The organism is Lysinibacillus sp. NPDC097279 (assembly GCF_044761745.1).
Lineage (GTDB): Bacteria > Bacillota > Bacilli > Bacillales_A > Planococcaceae > Lysinibacillus.
In genome coordinates, this window is sequence record NZ_JBIWDA010000001.1 from 1,715,837 (window position 1) to 1,732,763 (window position 16,927).

The window sequence follows — 16,927 nt, forward strand, 5'->3', positions numbered from 1 at the left end:
GTTAAAAGGGGTGTTCTTACATGGAAGTATTACCATTACGCAAAGATGTTGCAATAGAGGAAACATGGAATTTACAAGATTTACTTGAAAATGATGCTGATTTTGAACCTGCATTAGCTCAGTTTGTTGAGGATGCAGTAAAATTTGAAAACACATATAAAGGTACAATTACAGATGCTCAAAAAGTTATTGATGTACTTACAGCTTATGAAGCATTACAAGTAGGGATTGTCCCAATCGGAACATATGCAAGTTTAAATATCCAGGCTGATCGTACGGATGAGGTCGCACAAATGCGTGCAGCGAAATTTGGGACAGCAGTTGGTAAAATTAGCAGCTCCATTGCATTTGTACAAAGTGAATTGCTTGCATTGGATGAAGCCATCTTAGAGGAGGCTGCAGCTTCAAGTACGATTTATAATCGCTATATTACAGAGCTATTAAAGCAAAAGCCTCACCAATTGCATCCTGAAGTAGAAAAAACGCTCGCTGCATTAAGCTCTACGTTTGAAGCACCATATGAAATCTATAACACGACAAAGCTTGTGGATATGCATTTTGGAGAGTTTGAGGCAAATGGTAAGAAGCATCCGCTAAGCTATGTTTTATTCGAAAATGATTGGGAACTTGAAACCGATACAACTATACGTCATGCAGCTTTCAACGCATTTTCTAATAAACTCCGTGACTATCAGCATACGACGGCAAAAGTGTATAACACACATATCCAGCAAGAAAAAACGATTTCTGATTTACGTGGGTTCGACTCTGTCATTGACTACTTATTGTTTGACCAAGAGGTAGATCGTTCACTTTATAATCGTCAAATTGATCTTATTACGAAGGAACTTGCCCCACATATGCGTCGTTATGCTAAGCTTGTGCAAAAAGCGCACGGCTTAGAAGAAATGACATTTGCTGATTTAAAAATAGCGCTCGATCCAAGCTATGATCCAAAATTATCAATGGCAGAAGCAAAAGATTATGTTGAAAAATCCTTGGCTGTTATGGGTAAAGATTATGAGCAAATGATTGAAAGAGCGTTCAACGAGCGTTGGATTGATTACGCACCAAATAAGGGTAAATCTACAGGTGCATTTTGCTCAAGCCCGTACGGCAGTCATCCTTATATTTTAATGTCATGGAATGAACGTATGAACGAAGTATTTACGCTGACTCATGAGCTTGGTCACGCAGGCCATTTTGTCAATGCGCATGGACATCAATCTTATTTAAATAGTCGCCCTTCGCTATACTTTATTGAAGCACCATCTACAATGAATGAAATGTTGCTAGCAAACTATTTACTGACACATAATGACGATAAACGCTTCAAACGTTGGGTCATTTCAAACATCGTATCGAAAACGTATTATCACAACTTCGTTACACATTTATTAGAAGCAGCATATCAGCGTAAAGTCTATGAATTAGTAGACGCAGGTGATTCTGTGAATGCAACTGTCTTAAACCAATTAAAACGTTCGGTTTTAGAAGAATTCTGGGGAGATACTGTTAACATTTCAGAAGGTGCAGAGCTTACGTGGATGCGTCAGCCTCATTACTATATGGGCTTATATCCATACACATATAGTGCTGGGTTAACAATCTCTACACAAGTATCGCAACGTATTTTAAAAGAAGGCAGTACTGCAGTAGACGAATGGCTAACTGTTCTTCAAGCGGGTGGCACAAAATCCCCTGTTGAGCTTGCCCAAATGGCAGGCGTGGACGTGACAACAGATCAGCCACTACGTGATACGATTGCTTACATTGGTCATTTAATAGATGAACTTGAAAGACTAACAGAAGAGATTGAAGCTTAATAGATTCGATCCCTTTTCTTCACTTTTTAACGTTACCATCTACGCTCTCTTCTAGGGCGTAGATGGTTTTCATTTTTTTAGTTCTAAGCGAGAAAACTCATACATATACTAGAATGAGGGCTCGCCCCATCAACTTTTTTGATATTTCAAAATAGATAATCATTTTTCTTCGTACAAAAGTACCGTTATTATTAAGAGTACGCAATTTATTTAGCAAAAATCGACTAACAATTTTCAAAGGAAGTGTTTCTAATTATGGTAAAACGTAATGATCCATGCCCATGCGGTAGCGGCAAAAAATACAAAAAATGTTGTGAAGGTAAACAGCAAGTTACAGTAGAAGCTGTAGCAATCGAAGAACTAGAGCGTGTACTACAAACATTTTATCTAGAATATCCAGAACGCAAAGATGTTCGAGCTTATATCGAGCATGTTGGTACATGGCAGCCTAAATTAGAGAGCGTACTTCAACGTGAGCTTATTGAAGCGATTGCGTTAGACGACTTCTTCTTCCATCAAGAGCCATCTATTTGGAAAGGTTACTTAAAGAAAACGAAGAAAAAGACGGTTAGACCTTCTACTTTAAAAGTGCTAGAAGACTGGTCACAACCAACATTATTTATCGGTACAGTGACTGTTGTAGAGGAAAAATATTTCAAAGCTAGTCATGTCCTATCCAATGAAGAAATTTATATTCGTCGTGAAAATGATAAGCCAATTCCTGAGGGAATGCATGTCTTTGCGTTCATCCTGCCTGATGGCACAAAGCAAGAAGCACATTATTTAGCGGTGTCTACTCTTATATTCTTCCCACAAGACCACGAAAAGGTATTTGTGAAATTAAAAGAAAACTTCGAGGCTTCTAACAAAAAAGTTCAAACCTTCTTAAAAGAAGATCATCTTTCATTCTGGGAGCTACTTGTATCAAATGGCTACAAGGGTGAAGAATTTACAAGCTTTGAGAACGGTGTTATTGCGCAAGTGAAGGAATTTCTTGAGCAAAACGAGCGTGAAACAGCACCAATGCTTGAACTATTAGAGGATTACTTAATCGAAGGACAACCATCTGCACGTAAAGAATCGGCAATCGCAGCAGGTGCCATTCGCTACGGTCAGGAAAAAGAACTATTTGAATCGCTTTCTTTAACCGTTAAAGAAATTGCAGCGACTTTCGATATCTCGCCATCCTCTTTAACAAAATACTATCAAGATTTAAGCCAATACGCGGCAACTAAATAAAAAAGAAAAAGTGTTAGATTGATTACAGTCAATCTAACACTTTTTGCTTTTTTAATGCTACCGCTTGCTGCGTTTCCGAGCTTTATCGGCGATTTACTTAGTTCTATCGGCGATTTCTGCTTGTTTACCGGCGATTCATAGACTTCTATCGGCGATTTGACATTCGCCACCTTTGCTCCTGTTTCTAAAACACCATATGCTTATAAATAGAAAAAAGCTACGTATGTTATCTGCATAGCAGAACACAAGGTAGCTTTTTCTATGGTAACCAACCAATATTATTATTTCCGAACATATTGTTATTTATGCAAGCAAGAAAGGAAATATGATTAATTACGTGCATAAATATTTCTTTTTAAGTATTTTTGTGAGAACTCCATATCTTTGGCTCTATTTGCTATAAACTTTCATTAGCTCTTCACCAAGAAATTGCAGACGCTCCCCTACTGTACATTCCTCGATACAAAAACGATGGGCTTCTGGTTTCCCACGTTCTTTGCGTAGTTGCTTAATGACTAAGCAATCAGCACAGTACATATCATGTAATTCATCAATATCTTTCATAACCGTCACTTTATCCATTAAGAACGTTCGCCCCTTTCACGTCCAAATTTCATGTCTTTCTATTATGAAGCGAACGTTGTGTTCAAGCAACTATTTTGTTCATCCTTATTTAACAAAAATTGTTTGATTTAAATTGAAGGACCATTGCTGTACAATAAAATTTGAAGTCTAATCGCAAAGTAGGGATTTTCATGTTAGAGGTCTATATCGATGCGGCAAGTGCAGGCAATCCTGGTCCTAGCGGCATTGGCATTTTTATTAAAGGAGAAGGCCATCACGTACAAATTAGTGAGTATATCGGTCAGACAAATAATCATATTGCCGAATTCACCGCATTAGTTCGCGGTCTAGAGGAAGCACAAAAGCTTGGACCAAGTATTGTCTCCGTCCGCTCCGATTCAAAGGTTGTCGTGGCATCTATAGAAAAAGAATATGTCAAAAACGAAGAGTTTAAACCTTTTCTTGAGCAAGCGTTAAAACTGGCAAGCAACTTTGATTTATTTTTCATCAAATGGATCCCAGATGGACAAAATAAAGCGGCAGATGCATTAGCGCGTAAGGCCATTCTTAAGGAAAAAAATTAAATAATAGTGGGACTGCTTAAGCAGTCCCCTGTTCGCTTAATTTTAACTCATTGTACGTTTCTAAAAGCCCCCTATAAGAACTTTCTTCAGAGAACCAAAGTTTTTCATTGTTACAAAACTCCACAAATTTAAAAAATTCCTTTTTCAGCTCTTTTTTAAACGGTTCAATCGGCACAAGAAAGCACTGGTAACGATCAAGTTGAATTTCATAATACTGCCCATTTTCTTGAATTGTAGTATCGATATAAGGATAGTTATCCAAAAATATTATATGATGATTGCTTCCATCATATCTACTCTCTAAAAGATAACTAAAAGTACTCCACGTATCTAACAAACATTCCGTTAATTGCTCTTCTCCAAAAATCACCACATTATTATAAATTATGCTGACAAAGCCATATAAGTAATCACCTTCGTTTTCTTCTAAAATCTTCTGTGCCTTTTCTACTGCTAATGGATTGGTAATAGGAAAACTTTCGATTTTATATTCGGGAGCAGTTAAATCTTCTTCACCTATAAATGTTTCGATCTTTATTTTATTCATACGACACCTCACACTTATGAGTAATCCAAGAAAAAATACATTGTGGGGACTGCTCAATTTAAAACAAGCAATTTTCATTTTGAATTAATTCTTTGTATGTTTCTAATCCTACACTATAAGAACTATCTTCAGAAAACTGTAGTTTTTCATTTTGACAAAACTCCATAAATTCGAAGAATTTTCGCTTCACTTCATTTCGAAATGGCTCGATAGGCACTAGAAAGCATTGGTTACGATCCAGATGTATTTCATAGGACTGATCAATTTCTTGAATTGTAGTTTCGATATAGGGATAATTATCTAAAAAAACAATCCTGTGACTGCTTCCATCATAATGTGTATTAAAAATATAAATTAAATCCAACCACGTTTCTAATAAACTTTCCGTTATTTGCTCTTCTCCAAAAATCACCACATTATTATAAATCAAGCTGACAAAGCCACATAGGTAGTCACCTTCGTTTTCTTCTAAAATCTTCTGTGCCTTTTCCACAGCTAAAGGATTGGTAATCGGGAAACTTTCAATTTTATAAACTGGGGCAGTTATATCTTCTTCACCTATAAATGTTTCGATTTTTAGTTTATTCATACGACACCTCACACTTATGAGTAATCCAAGAAAAAATACATTGTGGGGACTGCTTGAATTTATCAAGCAGTCTCCTGTTATAATTTTGCCGTCTAAATTTTTCTATCTTCAAGTTGAAGTAATTCATCATATGTCTCTAAAAGTCCACGATAAGAACTCTCCTCGGAAAACTGTAATTTCTCATTTTTACAGAATTCCACAAACTTAAAAAATTCCTTTTTCACTTCATTTTTGAAAAGTTCGATAGGAACTAGAAAGCGTTGGTGACAATCTAGTTGTATTTCATAAAACTCACCAACTTCTTGAATTACCGTATCATTATAGAAAGCATTATCTAAAAAAACAATTCCATGATTTCTTCCGTCATAGTATTTATTAAAAATATAAAATAAATCACTCCACGTTTCTAATAAACTTTCCGTTATTTGCTCTTCTCCAAAAATCACCACATTATTATAAATCAAGCTGACAAAGCCACATAAGTAATCACCTTCGTTTTCTTCTAAAATGTTCTGTGCCTTTTCCACAGCTAATGGATTGGTAATAGGAACAGCATCAGTTATTACTTCTGGAAAATTGCTATAATATTGTCGACCAATAAATGTTTCAATCTTAAGATTTTTCATACTACACCTCACATTTATGGTATTCTAAGAAAAATACAATGTGGGGACCGCTTGATAAATTCAAGCAGTCTCCTGTATATATTTTGCCATCTAAGTTTTTTCCTCTTCATTTTGAATTAATTCTTCGTATGTTTCTAAAAGTCCACGATAAGAACTCTCCTCAGAAAACAGTAATTTCTCATTTTTACAGAATTCCACAAACTTAAAAAATTCCTTTTTCACTTCATTTTTGAAAAGTTCGATAGGAACTAGAAAGCGTTGGTGACAATCTAGTTGTATTTCATAAAATTGATCAACTTCTTGAATTGTAGTATAAAAATAGGGATAATTATCCAAAAAGTTTATCTCCTCTTTGCTCCCATCATATCTACTTTCTAAAATATTACTTAAACTACTCCACGTATCTAATAAACTTTCCGTTATTTGTTCTTCTCCAAAAATCACCACATTATTATAAATCAAGCTTACAAAGCCACATAAGTAATCACCTTCGTTTTCTTCTAATATCTTCTGTGCCATTTCCAGGGCTAATGGATTGGTAATAGGAATAGCTTCAGTTATTACTTCTGGAAAAGAGCTATAATATTGTCGACCAATAAATGTATTAATTTTAAGCTTATTCATAAGAATCCCTGCTTCCTTTAGGAGTCTTCTGTTTTATGAGTAATGCTACTAAAAAATCTATTTTAGTGACCACTCCTAAGAAATAAGCAGCCCCTAATATTTTTTTACTTTCAAATTTTTTCACCTTCATCATGAAGTAATTCATCATACGTTTCTAAAATTCCCCTATATAAACTTTCTTCTGCAAACTGTAGTTTTTCATTTTTACAAAACTCCGCAAATTTTAGAAATTCTTTCTTCACTTCATTTTGAAATGGTTCTATAGGGACGAGAAAACACTGGTGGTTTAGTTTAATTTCATAAAACCGGTCAATTTCTTTAACTATTGCATTCCCTCTATAATTATCCAAAAAAGTTATATCAATACTTTTCCCGTCATATCTGTAATTTAAAATATAGATTAAATCACACCACGTATCTAATAAATCTTCCGTTAATTGCTCTTCTCCAAAAATCACTAAATCATTATAAGTCAAGCTGACAAAGCCACATAAGTAATCGCCATCGTTTTCTTCTAAAATCTTCTGGGCCTTTTCCACAGCTAATGGATTGGTAATAGGAAAACTTTCAAATTTATAAATAGGAGCATTTATATCTTCTTCGCCTATAAATGTTTCGATTTTTAGTTTATCCATACAAAGCACCACACTTTATCTTTATTTTCCAACTGGAAAAGCTGAATTTACATGACCATATTTATTAAGCCTAACTTCATATTCAATTCCATTAACTTTTGCTCGCACATTTATACCTTGAATATCATTTAATCTTCCAGATATCGCAGATTTATTATTATTAATTACTGTTGTAACAATATTTTTAATATCATTAACCGATAAATCTGGATCAAAAAACGATTTCCCTTCATTTCCAGTCCAATAATTTGGATGATGATTTTCTAAAATATGTCTCATTTTAGCTTTCGTAAAATAAACCTTTTTACCACCACCTACATCCAACGTGATATCTGTAAAGTTGGCTACAGCTTTTTTCGCTGCATCTTTTGACTTGCTGTAAAATGAGCGTTTGCCAATTTGCAGGATTTTCTTAGTCCCGATTTTTGTTACTGTATAATGAATAATCGCACTACCGATTCTGTATACAATGGCATGGATAATCGATGCCTCTAACCTTGCAGGATTACTTTCATACGTTTCATGCGTTTCTAAATCCGTAAAGATTGTACTGTAATGGTCATCTTCTAGTTGTTGCATCGTCACACGATAATGGTTTTGCTCTACAATGCCGTTTTCTTCGATAACACTATCAATTACTATTTCTTCGCTTTCACTATTAAACTTGATGTCTAAATCTGCATTCAAAGCCTCGGACGCAAAAGTTGTTTGGACAAGTAATTCGTTATCGTATATTTCAATATTCCGAATATTTATCGTACTATCGTCTGAATAAATAAGATTTTTATTTAATTCATCGTACAATTCTTGTTGGTATTCTTCTGGATTAACGTCATGGATATCATCTATTGAAACCATCACAAGATGCTCTTCTGACACGAAATCATATTCCTGTGCAGAAATCAAATTGGGCCCAATATTTGCAAATAGCAACCCTGCAATAATAATAGATATGAAGTGTTTTTTCCATTTCATCGTTTCATTTCCCCTTTATTATTGAATAAATATTGTACCTTTGCCATATAGACAGTTAATGGATTTATAAAAGAGTAACTTTTAATTGTATAATATGGAAAAGCATAGGTATCTTCTTCCCCTATAAATGTTGCGATCTTTAGTTTATTCATTCAAAAGCACTACACTGTTTGAAAATGAGTCTCATGTTAAATCCCTTAAATTAGGGGAACTGCTCATTGGAAATAAGCAGTCCCATATCCACTAGTTTCATTTACCTTTATCATAAAGTAATTCGTTATATGTTTTTAAATGACTTTTATATAAACTTTCCTCCGAGAATAAAAATTTTCCATTTTTACAAAATTCCATAAATTCAATAAAACCTCTTTTCACCTCATTTTTAAATGGCTCTATAGGCAATTGGAAGCTATGTGAACTATCAAGGTGAATTTGATAATATTGACCAATTATTTCAATTTCAGCATCATAAGTTGCATTGTCCAAAAAGATGATATTATGAATACTACCATCATATCTGTGGTCCAAAATATAAACTAAATCACTCCACGTATCCAATAAATTTTCCGTTAATTGCTCTTCTCCAAAAATAACTAAATCATTATATATTAAGCTTACAAACCCACATAAGTAATTCCCTTCATTTTCTTCCAATATCCTTTGAGCCTTTTCAAAAGCTAAAGGATTTGTAATAGAAACTGCCTCCGTTATTACTTCTGGAAAAGAGCTATAATATTGTCGACCAATAAATGTTTCAACCTTAAGTTTACTCAAGAAAAGCACCTCACCTTTTTTTATTTTCCAACTGGATATGCAGAACTAATTGTCCCATCCTTATCAACATACACTCGATAATTAATACCATTGACCTTGCCATGTACCCGAATACTTTGACTGTTATTTAAACTTCTAGATATAGCAAATTTATTCTTATCTATTACTGTTGTAACAATATTTTTAATATCATTTACAGATAAATCTGGATCAAAAAATGACTTTTTCTCATTTCCAGTCCAATAATTTGGATGATGATTTTCTAAAATATGTCTCATCTTAGCTTTCGTAAAATAAACCTTTTTACCACCACCTACATCCAAAGTGATATCTGTAAAGTTGGCTACAGCTTTTTTCGCTGCATCTTTTGATTTACTAAAAAATGTACGTTTCCCAATTTTCAGGACTTGTTTAAACCCGAATTTTTGTACGGTATATCTAACGATTGCCCCACCAATTAAGTAAACCAGTGGTTGTATTACGTATGCCTGCAACCTCACAGGATTACTTTCATATGTTTCATGCGTTTCTAAATCCGTAAATATTGTACTGTAATGGTCATCTTCTAGTTGTTGCATCGTCACACGATAATGTTTTTGCTCTACAGTGCCGTTTTCTTCGATAACACTATCGATGAATATATCTTCGCTTTCACTATTAAACTTGATGTCTAAATCCGCTTTCAAAGCTTCGGACGCAAAAGTTGTTTGGACAAGTAATTCGTTATCGTATATTTCAATATTCTGAATATTCATCGTACTATCGTCTGAATAAACAAGATTTTTATTTAATTCAGCGTATAGTTCTTGTTGGTATTCTTCTGGATTAACGTCATGTAAATCATCTATAGAAACCATCACAATAGGCTCATCAGACACTACATCATATTCCTGTGCAGCAATCAAATTAGGCCCAATATTTGCAAATAGCAACCCTGCAATAATAATAGATATGAAGTGTTTTTTCCATTTCATCGTTTCATTTCCCCTTTATTATTGTATAAATATTGTACCTTTGCCATATTCAGCTTCATTCCAAAAATCTTTTGTCACAGTATATTGTTGTATAAATGAGTTAAAATCTTTTGTCTCAACTTCTTTATATGTCTCTTTCAACTGAATGAATAGATGTGTTGCATAAGCAGCTGCAAAAGAGGTTCCTGTAAAGACAGATGCTTGACCATTATTATTAATACTTTGTACATCTTCCCCCTTAAAAACATAATCAATTTTTCCAATAGCTGAAAAAGATGATCGTTTATTTTTTTCATTCATTGAACCGATGGACAGTACACCATCCAATTTTGCTGGGTAGTCGGTTGCTAAACCATATGTATTGCCAGCGGCGGCGACAATGGTAATCCCTTGCTCTATTGCTTTTTCAATAATAGATTCTAGTTCAGCATTTGGCGTTTGAAAACCAAAACTAATATTCATAAAATCTACCTTTTTATCCATACACCATTTAATAGCTTCTATTAAATGCTCAATTGAGCCATTGCCTTTTTCATCTAACAATTTAATATCATATATTTTTAACTTTCTACCAATTGGAGCATCACCTTCCCCTACAATAATTCCCGCGACTGGCGTACCATGATTAAAATCATCGACAATCTTTTCCCCAGGATGAATTAGATTGACTTCTTCAAATGTAACGCCTTGAAAGAAATCCAACTCTTTATTAATACCACTATCTAATACAGCTACTTTTATATATTGGTTGTCACTTTTTATTACCAATTGTCCGAAGGCAACATTACAAAGGAAGAAGATAATCAGTGACAAAAAGACTCCCAATTTTTTATTGATAGCGTTCACCACCTTGCTATGTAGTTGTTAAAATTAATTCCAACATGGATGGGCTCTCTCACTGTAAAGAGAGTTATTCTATAGGCTTTTTCGAAGTTAAGGGATGGTCATGTTGGAAAATTAAAATAGATTTATGTATATAAATCCTTTTAGTTCTCTACAAGACAATTGAAGTTTTCCAAGAGAAGATTTTTTAAGATTATTCTAAATTCTCACTTTAAAAAGTGTCAATAACTTTTATGTAGTTTTTCTTGCAAATTTTACGTAATGGCGATTGCTATTAGTTTAGTGGCGTTTCTTAAGGTTTTCGTGGCGTTTATTGGCGATTATAGAAGGGTCATCCTAGCGTTAATGTGTGCCCGCGGAAATCAACAGCAGTATTTATTTCAATAAAAAAGACATCGTGAAGTAACTCGATGCCTTCTTTTTTGTATTCTTTTGAAGCTTAACGTTATTAGAGTTGATTGGAGCGAAGGGTGGCGACTCCTGCGGGAACGCACAAAACGTAAGACGCAACAATCCGCGCGTAGCGAGGGTTGCGGCTTACGGTGTGCCCGCGGAAAGCGTCCACCTATAGCGGAAATCAACGCCAGTATTTATCCCTATAAAAAAAGACATCGTGAAGTAACTCGATGCCTTCTATTTTTGTATTCTTTTGAAGCTTAACGTTTATCAGAGTTGATTGGAGCGAAAGGTGGCGACTCCTGCGGGAACGCACAATACGTAAGACGCAACAATCCGCGCGTAGCGAGGGTTGCGGCTTACGGTGTGCCCGCGGAAAGCGTCCACCTGTAGCGGAAATCAACGCCAGTATCGATCTCTATAAGAAAAGCCATCTCAAATGAGATAGCTTCTATATTATTTCAAATTCCTTTGTAAAAATGCTTTTGTCCGTTCATGCTGTGGATTAGTAAAGAATTCTTCTGGATGATTTGCCTCGATAATGTCGCCGCCATCCATAAAGACTACCTTGTTTGCGACTTCGCGTGCAAAGCCCATTTCGTGCGTCACAACGATCATTGTCATATGATCTTCTGCTAAATCCTTCATTACCTTTAATACTTCACCTGTCAGTTCTGGATCGAGTGCTGAAGTCGGCTCATCAAATAATAAAATTTGCGGATTCATCATGAGCGCTCGCGCTATGGCAACACGTTGTTTTTGCCCACCAGATAAATTCGCTGGGTACGCATTCGCTTTGTCAGCAAGCCCGATTTTTTGCAGTAAATCTTGGCAGCGACGTGCAATAGCATCTGATGACTCCGTTTTTAGTAAGCCTGGTGCTATTTCAAGGTTTTGCTGTACTGTTAAATGTGGGAACAAGTTAAAATGCTGAAATACCATGCCCATTTTCGCTGTCATTTTTTTAATATCCTGTTGTTTGGCATATGTTCCGTCTTGTACTAAATAATCGCCATCGACACAAATGCTTCCCCCATTAATTTCTTCTAAATGAATTAAGCTTCGTAGCATGGTGCTTTTACCAGACCCCGACGCACCAATAACAGCCACGACATCGTTCTTTTCTATATTAAATGTGATGGTCTTTAGCACTTCTAACTCACCAAAGGATTTCTTCAAATTCGATACTTCAAGCAGTGCCATCTGTGTCACCTCTATTCAAATTTAAAACGTTTTTCTAGCCACTTAAAGAATACCGTTAAGACAAGCGTCATCACTAAATAAATAGCGCCAGCAATAAAGAATGGCACAATCGTAAAGTCACGGTTTACAGCTGTTTGTGCAAAATGCAACAATTCTGGTACAGCTACCGCGTAAAGAAGTGCCGTGTCTTTAATTAATGTAACGGATTCATTCGATAATGCAGGTAACGCTACACGAAACATTTGTGGCAAAATAATGCGTGTCGTTGTTTGCCATTTTGACAAGCCTAATACTTGTGCCGCTTCGTATTGCCCTTTATCGATTGCCAATAAGCCACCTCGGAATATTTCTGCAAAATAGGCAGCGTAATTTAAAATAAAGCCAAGACAGGCAGCAACAAAGCGATCAAGGACCATATATTCACCAATCACTGGCACCATCGGTAATCCGAAACAAATTAATAACAATTGTAGTAACAGCGGTGTACCGCGCATGATGTATATATACGTTTGAGCAAACCAAGACAATGGTTTGATACGACTTTTTACAGCTAATGTAAGTAAGAATCCAAGTGGAACCGATACAAGAATGGCTATAATAAACAGCAGCACCGTCATTTTTGCGCCATCAAGCATCGGCAAAATCATTGTTTGCCAGTAATCCGCCATAACTATTTCCCTCCAAAAAGTATAAGAGTTTCACGAGGAAACTCTTACCGACTAATAACATTCAATTATCTTGTACGAATAGCTTGATTACGACCAGTACGCTTAAGTCGGAATTTAGCTCGTAAGTACATGCGATAGTTACCTATTTCAATACCTTATCTTCACCAAACCATTTTGTAGAAATTTCTGCTGCTGTACCATCTTCATTCATTTTATCTAAAGCGGCTTGTAGCTTTTCTAATAATGCTTCGTTTCCTGGTTTGACACCAATTCCATATTGCTCAGGTGCTAATGATTCATCTAATAGTTTGAATGTGTCAGGTTCTTGCGTCATGTAGTATTCTGCTACCACGGCATCAATAATGACTGCATCTAAACGGCCTGTTTTTAAATCTGTTAAGGCTAACACATTATCCGCAAACTCTGTGACGTTTTTCACTTCTTTGTGAATTGGGTTTGCATTCAGCGCCTCTGCAGCAGAAGACTGTGCTTGAAGTCCAACTTCTTTACTTGCTAAATCGCTTAGAGCGTTAATAGAAGATTTTTTAATTGTCATTACTGCTTGTGCATTTTCTAAATAAGGCTTTGTGAATAATACCTTTTCTTTACGCTCGTCTGTAATTGTATAACCATTCCAAATTAAATCAATGCGACCACTAATTAACTCAGCCTCTTTCGTTTTCCAATCGATTGGTTGGAATTCAGCTTCCACTCCCATATGTTCAGCAGCAGCACGTGCTAAGTCAATATCAAAGCCAACGATTTCGTTTTTATCATCACGGAATCCTAATGGTGCAAACTTATCATCAATTCCGATTATTACTTTTTCTGTTGATTGATCTGAATCCTTCGAGCTATCTGTTGAACTCGATTTTTCTCCAGAAGTACCGCAAGCTGCTAAAGCTAGTACCGCTGTAAGCATGCATAGTATTGTGAAAATGCGCTTCATTATCTAATATCCCCTAACATTTTATATTAATTATTAGAAATAATAGTTCCGCTTTCTCTTGCTAAACTACTAACGTGTTAAAGAATATCAAAATGGCGCATTGTTGTCAATATCTTAATTGAATTATTAGAATATTATACTAGAATTCAAAAACAGCCCACCCAGAAAACTCTGGCTGAACTGTTTTTAGAGTGAAATTTTATTTATGCTGTTGTTTTAACCATTCCATTGCCACATTTGCATGTAATGCAGCACCATATTTAAAAACATCCTCATTTTGACGCATACGAGGGTTATGCACAGGTGCTTCACCTTCTTTTCCTGTTCCTAGCACAACAAATGCAGAAGGTACTTCTTGCGAAATGTAAGAAAAGTCTTCCGAACCACCGAGATATCCATTATCAACTACATTTTCGGCCCCCACTATACTTTCTAAAAATGGCGTTATCGCATCAATAAATGCTGGATTGTTATATGTTGTTGGTGTATGGAATTCAATTGTCTGGTATTCTCCACGCCATGCTTTTACAGTATGGTCTATCATCTCTGGGATGCGTTTACATAAATGGTCACGTGTTTGTTGATCATAGCTTCTCATATTTCCTTGTAATACCGCTTTGTCTGGAATAATATTTGTCGCCGTACCACCAGCCATCGCACCTACTGAAAATGTTACACTATGATTTGGATCTGCTTCCCGTGTCATTAATAGGTTTAAACTTGTATACAGTTGATTCATAATCATATTGGAATCTATCGTTTTATGGGGCTGTGAGCTATGTCCACCATTCCCTTGAATATTGACGATATACGTATCCATTGCTTGTGTTAATGTTCCTTTATGGACAGATAATGTGCCAGCTTGTTGATCTGGCATAATGTGAATTCCAAATGCCGCATCCACTTTTGGATTTTGTAGCAAACCATCATCAATCATTAGCTTAGAGCCATACCCCCACTCTTCCCCAGGTTGGAACAATAGTTTAACTGTTCCTTGTAACTCCGCTTCATGGTCCTTCAAAATTTGCGCAGCGCCTAACAGCATTGCTACATGTGAATCGTGACCACAAGCATGCATCACACCAGGATTTTTGGATGTAAATTCACAATCAACTTCTTCTTGAATTGGCAATGCATCCATATCAGCACGTAGAAGAATACAAGGTGTCCCCTGTCCAATTGTTGCAACTACACCTGTACATTGATCTTGTGAACCAAACCCTGCTATTTCATATTTTTCTTTAATTTCAGGTGGCACCACTCCACATTGCTTATGGGCAATGCCCATTTCATCAAGGCGTTGTTGGATATACTTTTGTGTATTTGGCAGTTCAAAGCCAATTTCCGGATATTGATGTAAATAGCGACGATCTTTTATAATTTGTTCTTCATATTTCTTAGAATGTTCTAAAATATTCATCGTGTCGTAATCCCCTTTATGTTTAATAGTAAGTGTAGAACTTCAAAGTGTTGAACGAACTATTAGATTAAAATGGTCCTAACCCCATATAATGTGCGATTAATATTAAAACAAATGCCGCGAAATGTAGGATAAGGAATAGTTTCATGGAAAATTTAACCCAAGCAGAATAGCTGACATTTGACATACCTAGCGCTGCCATAAGCCCACCAGAAGTCGGCCATAAATAATTCGTAAAGCCATCACCGAATTGATACACTACAACCATTACTTGTTGGTTAATGCCTAATATTTTTCCTAATGGCCCCATAATCGGCATTAAAATTATTGCCTTTCCACTTCCCGAAACAACGAAGAAGTTAAAGAAAATAACAACGATAAATAATACTAATAATGTAATAATCGTTCCCGTATTGTTTAATATATTTGATAATGAATGTACCGCTGTATCAATGATCTGTGCTTGCGTCATCAAAATCATTACCGAACGAGCAAACCCGATTGCAAGTCCTGTAGGTAAAAGTCTCGCTGCCCCAACGCCAAACGTTTCAGCAGCATCACTTGGTTTAAGTTTTAAAATAATGACTAGTAAAACAGCATAAATGGCATAGACAGCAGAAAGTTCAGGCATCCCCCATCCTAGCTTGATAGCCCCAAATGCGCTACCAACTAACACGACAACTAAACCTAGTAATGCCAACTTTCTTGACATAGTAAATTCTTCTTCTTCATACTCAACTGTTTTTGTATTTTCAATTTCCTCTAAATATTCATCAGCAACAATACTTTTACTTGGATCTGCCTTCGTTTTATTTGCATAGCGCAAAATGTAAATCATTGAAATAATAATAAAAACAATTAAAGCAACGATACGGAATGCTAGTCCAGAATAGATAGGTAAACCAACAATCGTTTGACTTACACCAGTCGTATAGAAATTGACAACCCCTGCTGTAAAACCAATAGCTAAACCTACTGTTGGGATAGCGAAAGCTGTGATGCGGTCATACCCCAATCCCATTACGACTGCCATTGCAAGCGGAATGAACGGAATACCCCCTTCCCCGAATCCAATTGTACCTAATACGGAGAACAATACGAGCAATGAGATAATAATTAATTTTTCTTTTCCTGCTGCGACGCTTAATAATTTATGGATACCTGCTGCTATTGCACCAGACTTTTCAAGTATAAATAGCGCTCCACTTGCAAACAGCAACATCACAATAATATCTGCTGATTGCACAACTCCGTTATGTAAAGCAGTGAAAAAATCCATAAATCCTATTGGCTTTGCTTGCTCCACATACGAAAAATTGTCGGTATTTAGTTCGGTAATACCCGTTTCTGGATTTACTATCCGTTCATACTCCCCACTCGGAACAATCCACGATAGTAATACAACTAGTAGCATAACGAGCATAAACATTATGTAAACATGTGGGAAATTAATGCCCTTTTGTTTTTCCTTTGTTGACATGAAAAATCCTC

19 protein-coding genes are annotated in these 16,927 nt (G+C 35.8%); 3 read left to right on the plus strand and 16 right to left on the minus strand.

Annotation, left to right across the window (positions count from 1 at the left end; all coding sequences use genetic code 11):
- The first annotated feature begins 20 nt into the window (after nt 1-20).
- Nucleotides 21-1,826 (plus strand): oligoendopeptidase F, encoded by a 1,806-nt coding sequence (gene pepF, locus ACIQ1H_RS08610; RefSeq protein WP_402888068.1) that lies wholly within the window; start codon nt 21-23, stop codon nt 1,824-1,826.
- Between the two features lie 255 nt (nt 1,827-2,081).
- Nucleotides 2,082-3,065: an SEC-C domain-containing protein gene (locus ACIQ1H_RS08615; protein ID WP_402888070.1), complete on the plus strand. Its 984-nt coding sequence runs from the start codon at nt 2,082-2,084 to the stop codon at nt 3,063-3,065.
- A 390-nt stretch (nt 3,066-3,455) separates the two neighbouring features.
- Here the strand turns inward: ACIQ1H_RS08615 and ACIQ1H_RS08620 are convergent, their stop codons facing one another.
- Nucleotides 3,456-3,647 carry a zinc-finger domain-containing protein gene (locus ACIQ1H_RS08620; protein WP_172771035.1) on the minus strand — a complete coding sequence of 64 codons (192 nt, stop codon included), beginning with the start codon at nt 3,645-3,647 and terminating at the stop codon, nt 3,456-3,458.
- A gap of 173 nt (nt 3,648-3,820) precedes the next feature.
- Here ACIQ1H_RS08620 and ACIQ1H_RS08625 point away from each other — a divergent pair, with 173 nt between their 5' ends.
- Entirely contained in the window at nt 3,821-4,213 is a 393-nt protein-coding gene (locus tag ACIQ1H_RS08625; RefSeq protein ID WP_402888072.1) for a ribonuclease HI family protein, read from the plus strand.
- Between the two features lie 16 nt (nt 4,214-4,229).
- Here ACIQ1H_RS08625 and ACIQ1H_RS08630 read toward each other — a convergent pair whose 3' ends face one another.
- The 15 genes from ACIQ1H_RS08630 to ACIQ1H_RS08700 all read right to left on the minus strand — a co-directional run bounded on the left by ACIQ1H_RS08630 (nt 4,230) and on the right by ACIQ1H_RS08700 (nt 16,916).
- Nucleotides 4,230-4,760: a hypothetical protein gene (locus ACIQ1H_RS08630; protein ID WP_402888074.1), complete on the minus strand. Its 531-nt coding sequence runs from the start codon at nt 4,758-4,760 to the stop codon at nt 4,230-4,232.
- Nucleotides 4,761-4,818: 58 nt separating this feature from the next.
- Nucleotides 4,819-5,349: a hypothetical protein gene (locus tag ACIQ1H_RS08635; protein ID WP_402888076.1), complete on the minus strand. Its 531-nt coding sequence runs from the start codon at nt 5,347-5,349 to the stop codon at nt 4,819-4,821.
- A gap of 92 nt (nt 5,350-5,441) precedes the next feature.
- The gene (locus ACIQ1H_RS08640; protein ID WP_402888078.1) at nt 5,442-5,975 is read right to left on the minus strand and encodes a hypothetical protein; all 534 of its coding nucleotides are present in this window, start codon (nt 5,973-5,975) and stop codon (nt 5,442-5,444) included.
- A gap of 90 nt (nt 5,976-6,065) precedes the next feature.
- A complete protein-coding gene (locus tag ACIQ1H_RS08645; RefSeq protein ID WP_402888080.1) occupies nt 6,066-6,599 on the minus strand; it encodes a hypothetical protein in 534 nt (177 codons plus the stop codon).
- Between the two features lie 110 nt (nt 6,600-6,709).
- Nucleotides 6,710-7,234, minus strand: coding sequence for a hypothetical protein (locus ACIQ1H_RS08650; protein WP_402888081.1), 525 nt, complete (start codon nt 7,232-7,234; stop codon nt 6,710-6,712).
- 21 nt (nt 7,235-7,255) lie between these two features.
- Nucleotides 7,256-8,209 (minus strand): SAR2788 family putative toxin, encoded by a 954-nt coding sequence (locus ACIQ1H_RS08655; RefSeq protein ID WP_402888083.1) that lies wholly within the window; start codon nt 8,207-8,209, stop codon nt 7,256-7,258.
- Nucleotides 8,206-8,361 (minus strand): hypothetical protein, encoded by a 156-nt coding sequence (locus ACIQ1H_RS08660; RefSeq protein ID WP_402888084.1) that lies wholly within the window; start codon nt 8,359-8,361, stop codon nt 8,206-8,208. Before ACIQ1H_RS08660 ends, ACIQ1H_RS08655 begins: the two co-directional genes overlap by 4 nt.
- Nucleotides 8,362-8,458: 97 nt before the next feature.
- Nucleotides 8,459-8,983 (minus strand): hypothetical protein, encoded by a 525-nt coding sequence (locus ACIQ1H_RS08665; RefSeq protein WP_402888085.1) that lies wholly within the window; start codon nt 8,981-8,983, stop codon nt 8,459-8,461.
- 20 nt (nt 8,984-9,003) lie between these two features.
- Nucleotides 9,004-9,957: an SAR2788 family putative toxin gene (locus tag ACIQ1H_RS08670; RefSeq protein ID WP_402888087.1), complete on the minus strand. Its 954-nt coding sequence runs from the start codon at nt 9,955-9,957 to the stop codon at nt 9,004-9,006.
- Nucleotides 9,958-9,975: 18 nt separating this feature from the next.
- The gene (locus ACIQ1H_RS08675) at nt 9,976-10,770 is read right to left on the minus strand and encodes a S8 family peptidase (RefSeq protein WP_402888089.1); all 795 of its coding nucleotides are present in this window, start codon (nt 10,768-10,770) and stop codon (nt 9,976-9,978) included.
- An 882-nt stretch (nt 10,771-11,652) separates the two neighbouring features.
- Entirely contained in the window at nt 11,653-12,399 is a 747-nt protein-coding gene (locus ACIQ1H_RS08680; protein ID WP_402888091.1) for an amino acid ABC transporter ATP-binding protein, read from the minus strand.
- Nucleotides 12,400-12,410: 11 nt separating this feature from the next.
- Nucleotides 12,411-13,067: an amino acid ABC transporter permease gene (locus ACIQ1H_RS08685; protein ID WP_402888093.1), complete on the minus strand. Its 657-nt coding sequence runs from the start codon at nt 13,065-13,067 to the stop codon at nt 12,411-12,413.
- A 142-nt stretch (nt 13,068-13,209) separates the two neighbouring features.
- Nucleotides 13,210-14,016, minus strand: a complete 807-nt coding sequence (locus ACIQ1H_RS08690; protein ID WP_402888095.1) for a transporter substrate-binding domain-containing protein — start codon at nt 14,014-14,016, stop codon at nt 13,210-13,212.
- Nucleotides 14,017-14,215: 199 nt separating this feature from the next.
- Nucleotides 14,216-15,436 carry a M20 metallopeptidase family protein gene (locus ACIQ1H_RS08695; RefSeq protein WP_402888097.1) on the minus strand — a complete coding sequence of 407 codons (1,221 nt, stop codon included), beginning with the start codon at nt 15,434-15,436 and terminating at the stop codon, nt 14,216-14,218.
- A 67-nt stretch (nt 15,437-15,503) separates the two neighbouring features.
- Entirely contained in the window at nt 15,504-16,916 is a 1,413-nt protein-coding gene (locus tag ACIQ1H_RS08700; protein WP_402888099.1) for a YfcC family protein, read from the minus strand.
- Nucleotides 16,917-16,927: the final 11 nt, after the last annotated feature.

What these genes read in the sequence shown, in the direction of transcription:
- ACIQ1H_RS08690 (WP_402888095.1), bottom strand. Translation starts at nt 14,016, where the DNA reads ATGAAGCGCATTTTCACAATACTATGCATGCTTACAGCGGTACTAGCT.
- ACIQ1H_RS08630 (WP_402888074.1), bottom strand. Translation starts at nt 4,760, where the DNA reads ATGAATAAAATAAAGATCGAAACATTTATAGGTGAAGAAGATTTAACT.
- ACIQ1H_RS08650 (WP_402888081.1), bottom strand. Translation starts at nt 7,234, where the DNA reads ATGGATAAACTAAAAATCGAAACATTTATAGGCGAAGAAGATATAAAT.
- ACIQ1H_RS08625 (WP_402888072.1), top strand. Translation starts at nt 3,821, where the DNA reads ATGTTAGAGGTCTATATCGATGCGGCAAGTGCAGGCAATCCTGGTCCT.
- ACIQ1H_RS08620 (WP_172771035.1), bottom strand. Translation starts at nt 3,647, where the DNA reads ATGGATAAAGTGACGGTTATGAAAGATATTGATGAATTACATGATATG.
- ACIQ1H_RS08660 (WP_402888084.1), bottom strand. Translation starts at nt 8,361, where the DNA reads ATGAATAAACTAAAGATCGCAACATTTATAGGGGAAGAAGATACCTAT.
- pepF (WP_402888068.1), top strand. Translation starts at nt 21, where the DNA reads ATGGAAGTATTACCATTACGCAAAGATGTTGCAATAGAGGAAACATGG.
- ACIQ1H_RS08635 (WP_402888076.1), bottom strand. Translation starts at nt 5,349, where the DNA reads ATGAATAAACTAAAAATCGAAACATTTATAGGTGAAGAAGATATAACT.
- ACIQ1H_RS08640 (WP_402888078.1), bottom strand. Translation starts at nt 5,975, where the DNA reads ATGAAAAATCTTAAGATTGAAACATTTATTGGTCGACAATATTATAGC.
- ACIQ1H_RS08700 (WP_402888099.1), bottom strand. Translation starts at nt 16,916, where the DNA reads ATGTCAACAAAGGAAAAACAAAAGGGCATTAATTTCCCACATGTTTAC.
- ACIQ1H_RS08685 (WP_402888093.1), bottom strand. Translation starts at nt 13,067, where the DNA reads ATGGCGGATTACTGGCAAACAATGATTTTGCCGATGCTTGATGGCGCA.
- ACIQ1H_RS08645 (WP_402888080.1), bottom strand. Translation starts at nt 6,599, where the DNA reads ATGAATAAGCTTAAAATTAATACATTTATTGGTCGACAATATTATAGC.
- ACIQ1H_RS08695 (WP_402888097.1), bottom strand. Translation starts at nt 15,436, where the DNA reads ATGAATATTTTAGAACATTCTAAGAAATATGAAGAACAAATTATAAAA.
- ACIQ1H_RS08615 (WP_402888070.1), top strand. Translation starts at nt 2,082, where the DNA reads ATGGTAAAACGTAATGATCCATGCCCATGCGGTAGCGGCAAAAAATAC.
- ACIQ1H_RS08680 (WP_402888091.1), bottom strand. Translation starts at nt 12,399, where the DNA reads ATGGCACTGCTTGAAGTATCGAATTTGAAGAAATCCTTTGGTGAGTTA.
- ACIQ1H_RS08670 (WP_402888087.1), bottom strand. Translation starts at nt 9,957, where the DNA reads ATGAAATGGAAAAAACACTTCATATCTATTATTATTGCAGGGTTGCTA.
- ACIQ1H_RS08655 (WP_402888083.1), bottom strand. Translation starts at nt 8,209, where the DNA reads ATGAAATGGAAAAAACACTTCATATCTATTATTATTGCAGGGTTGCTA.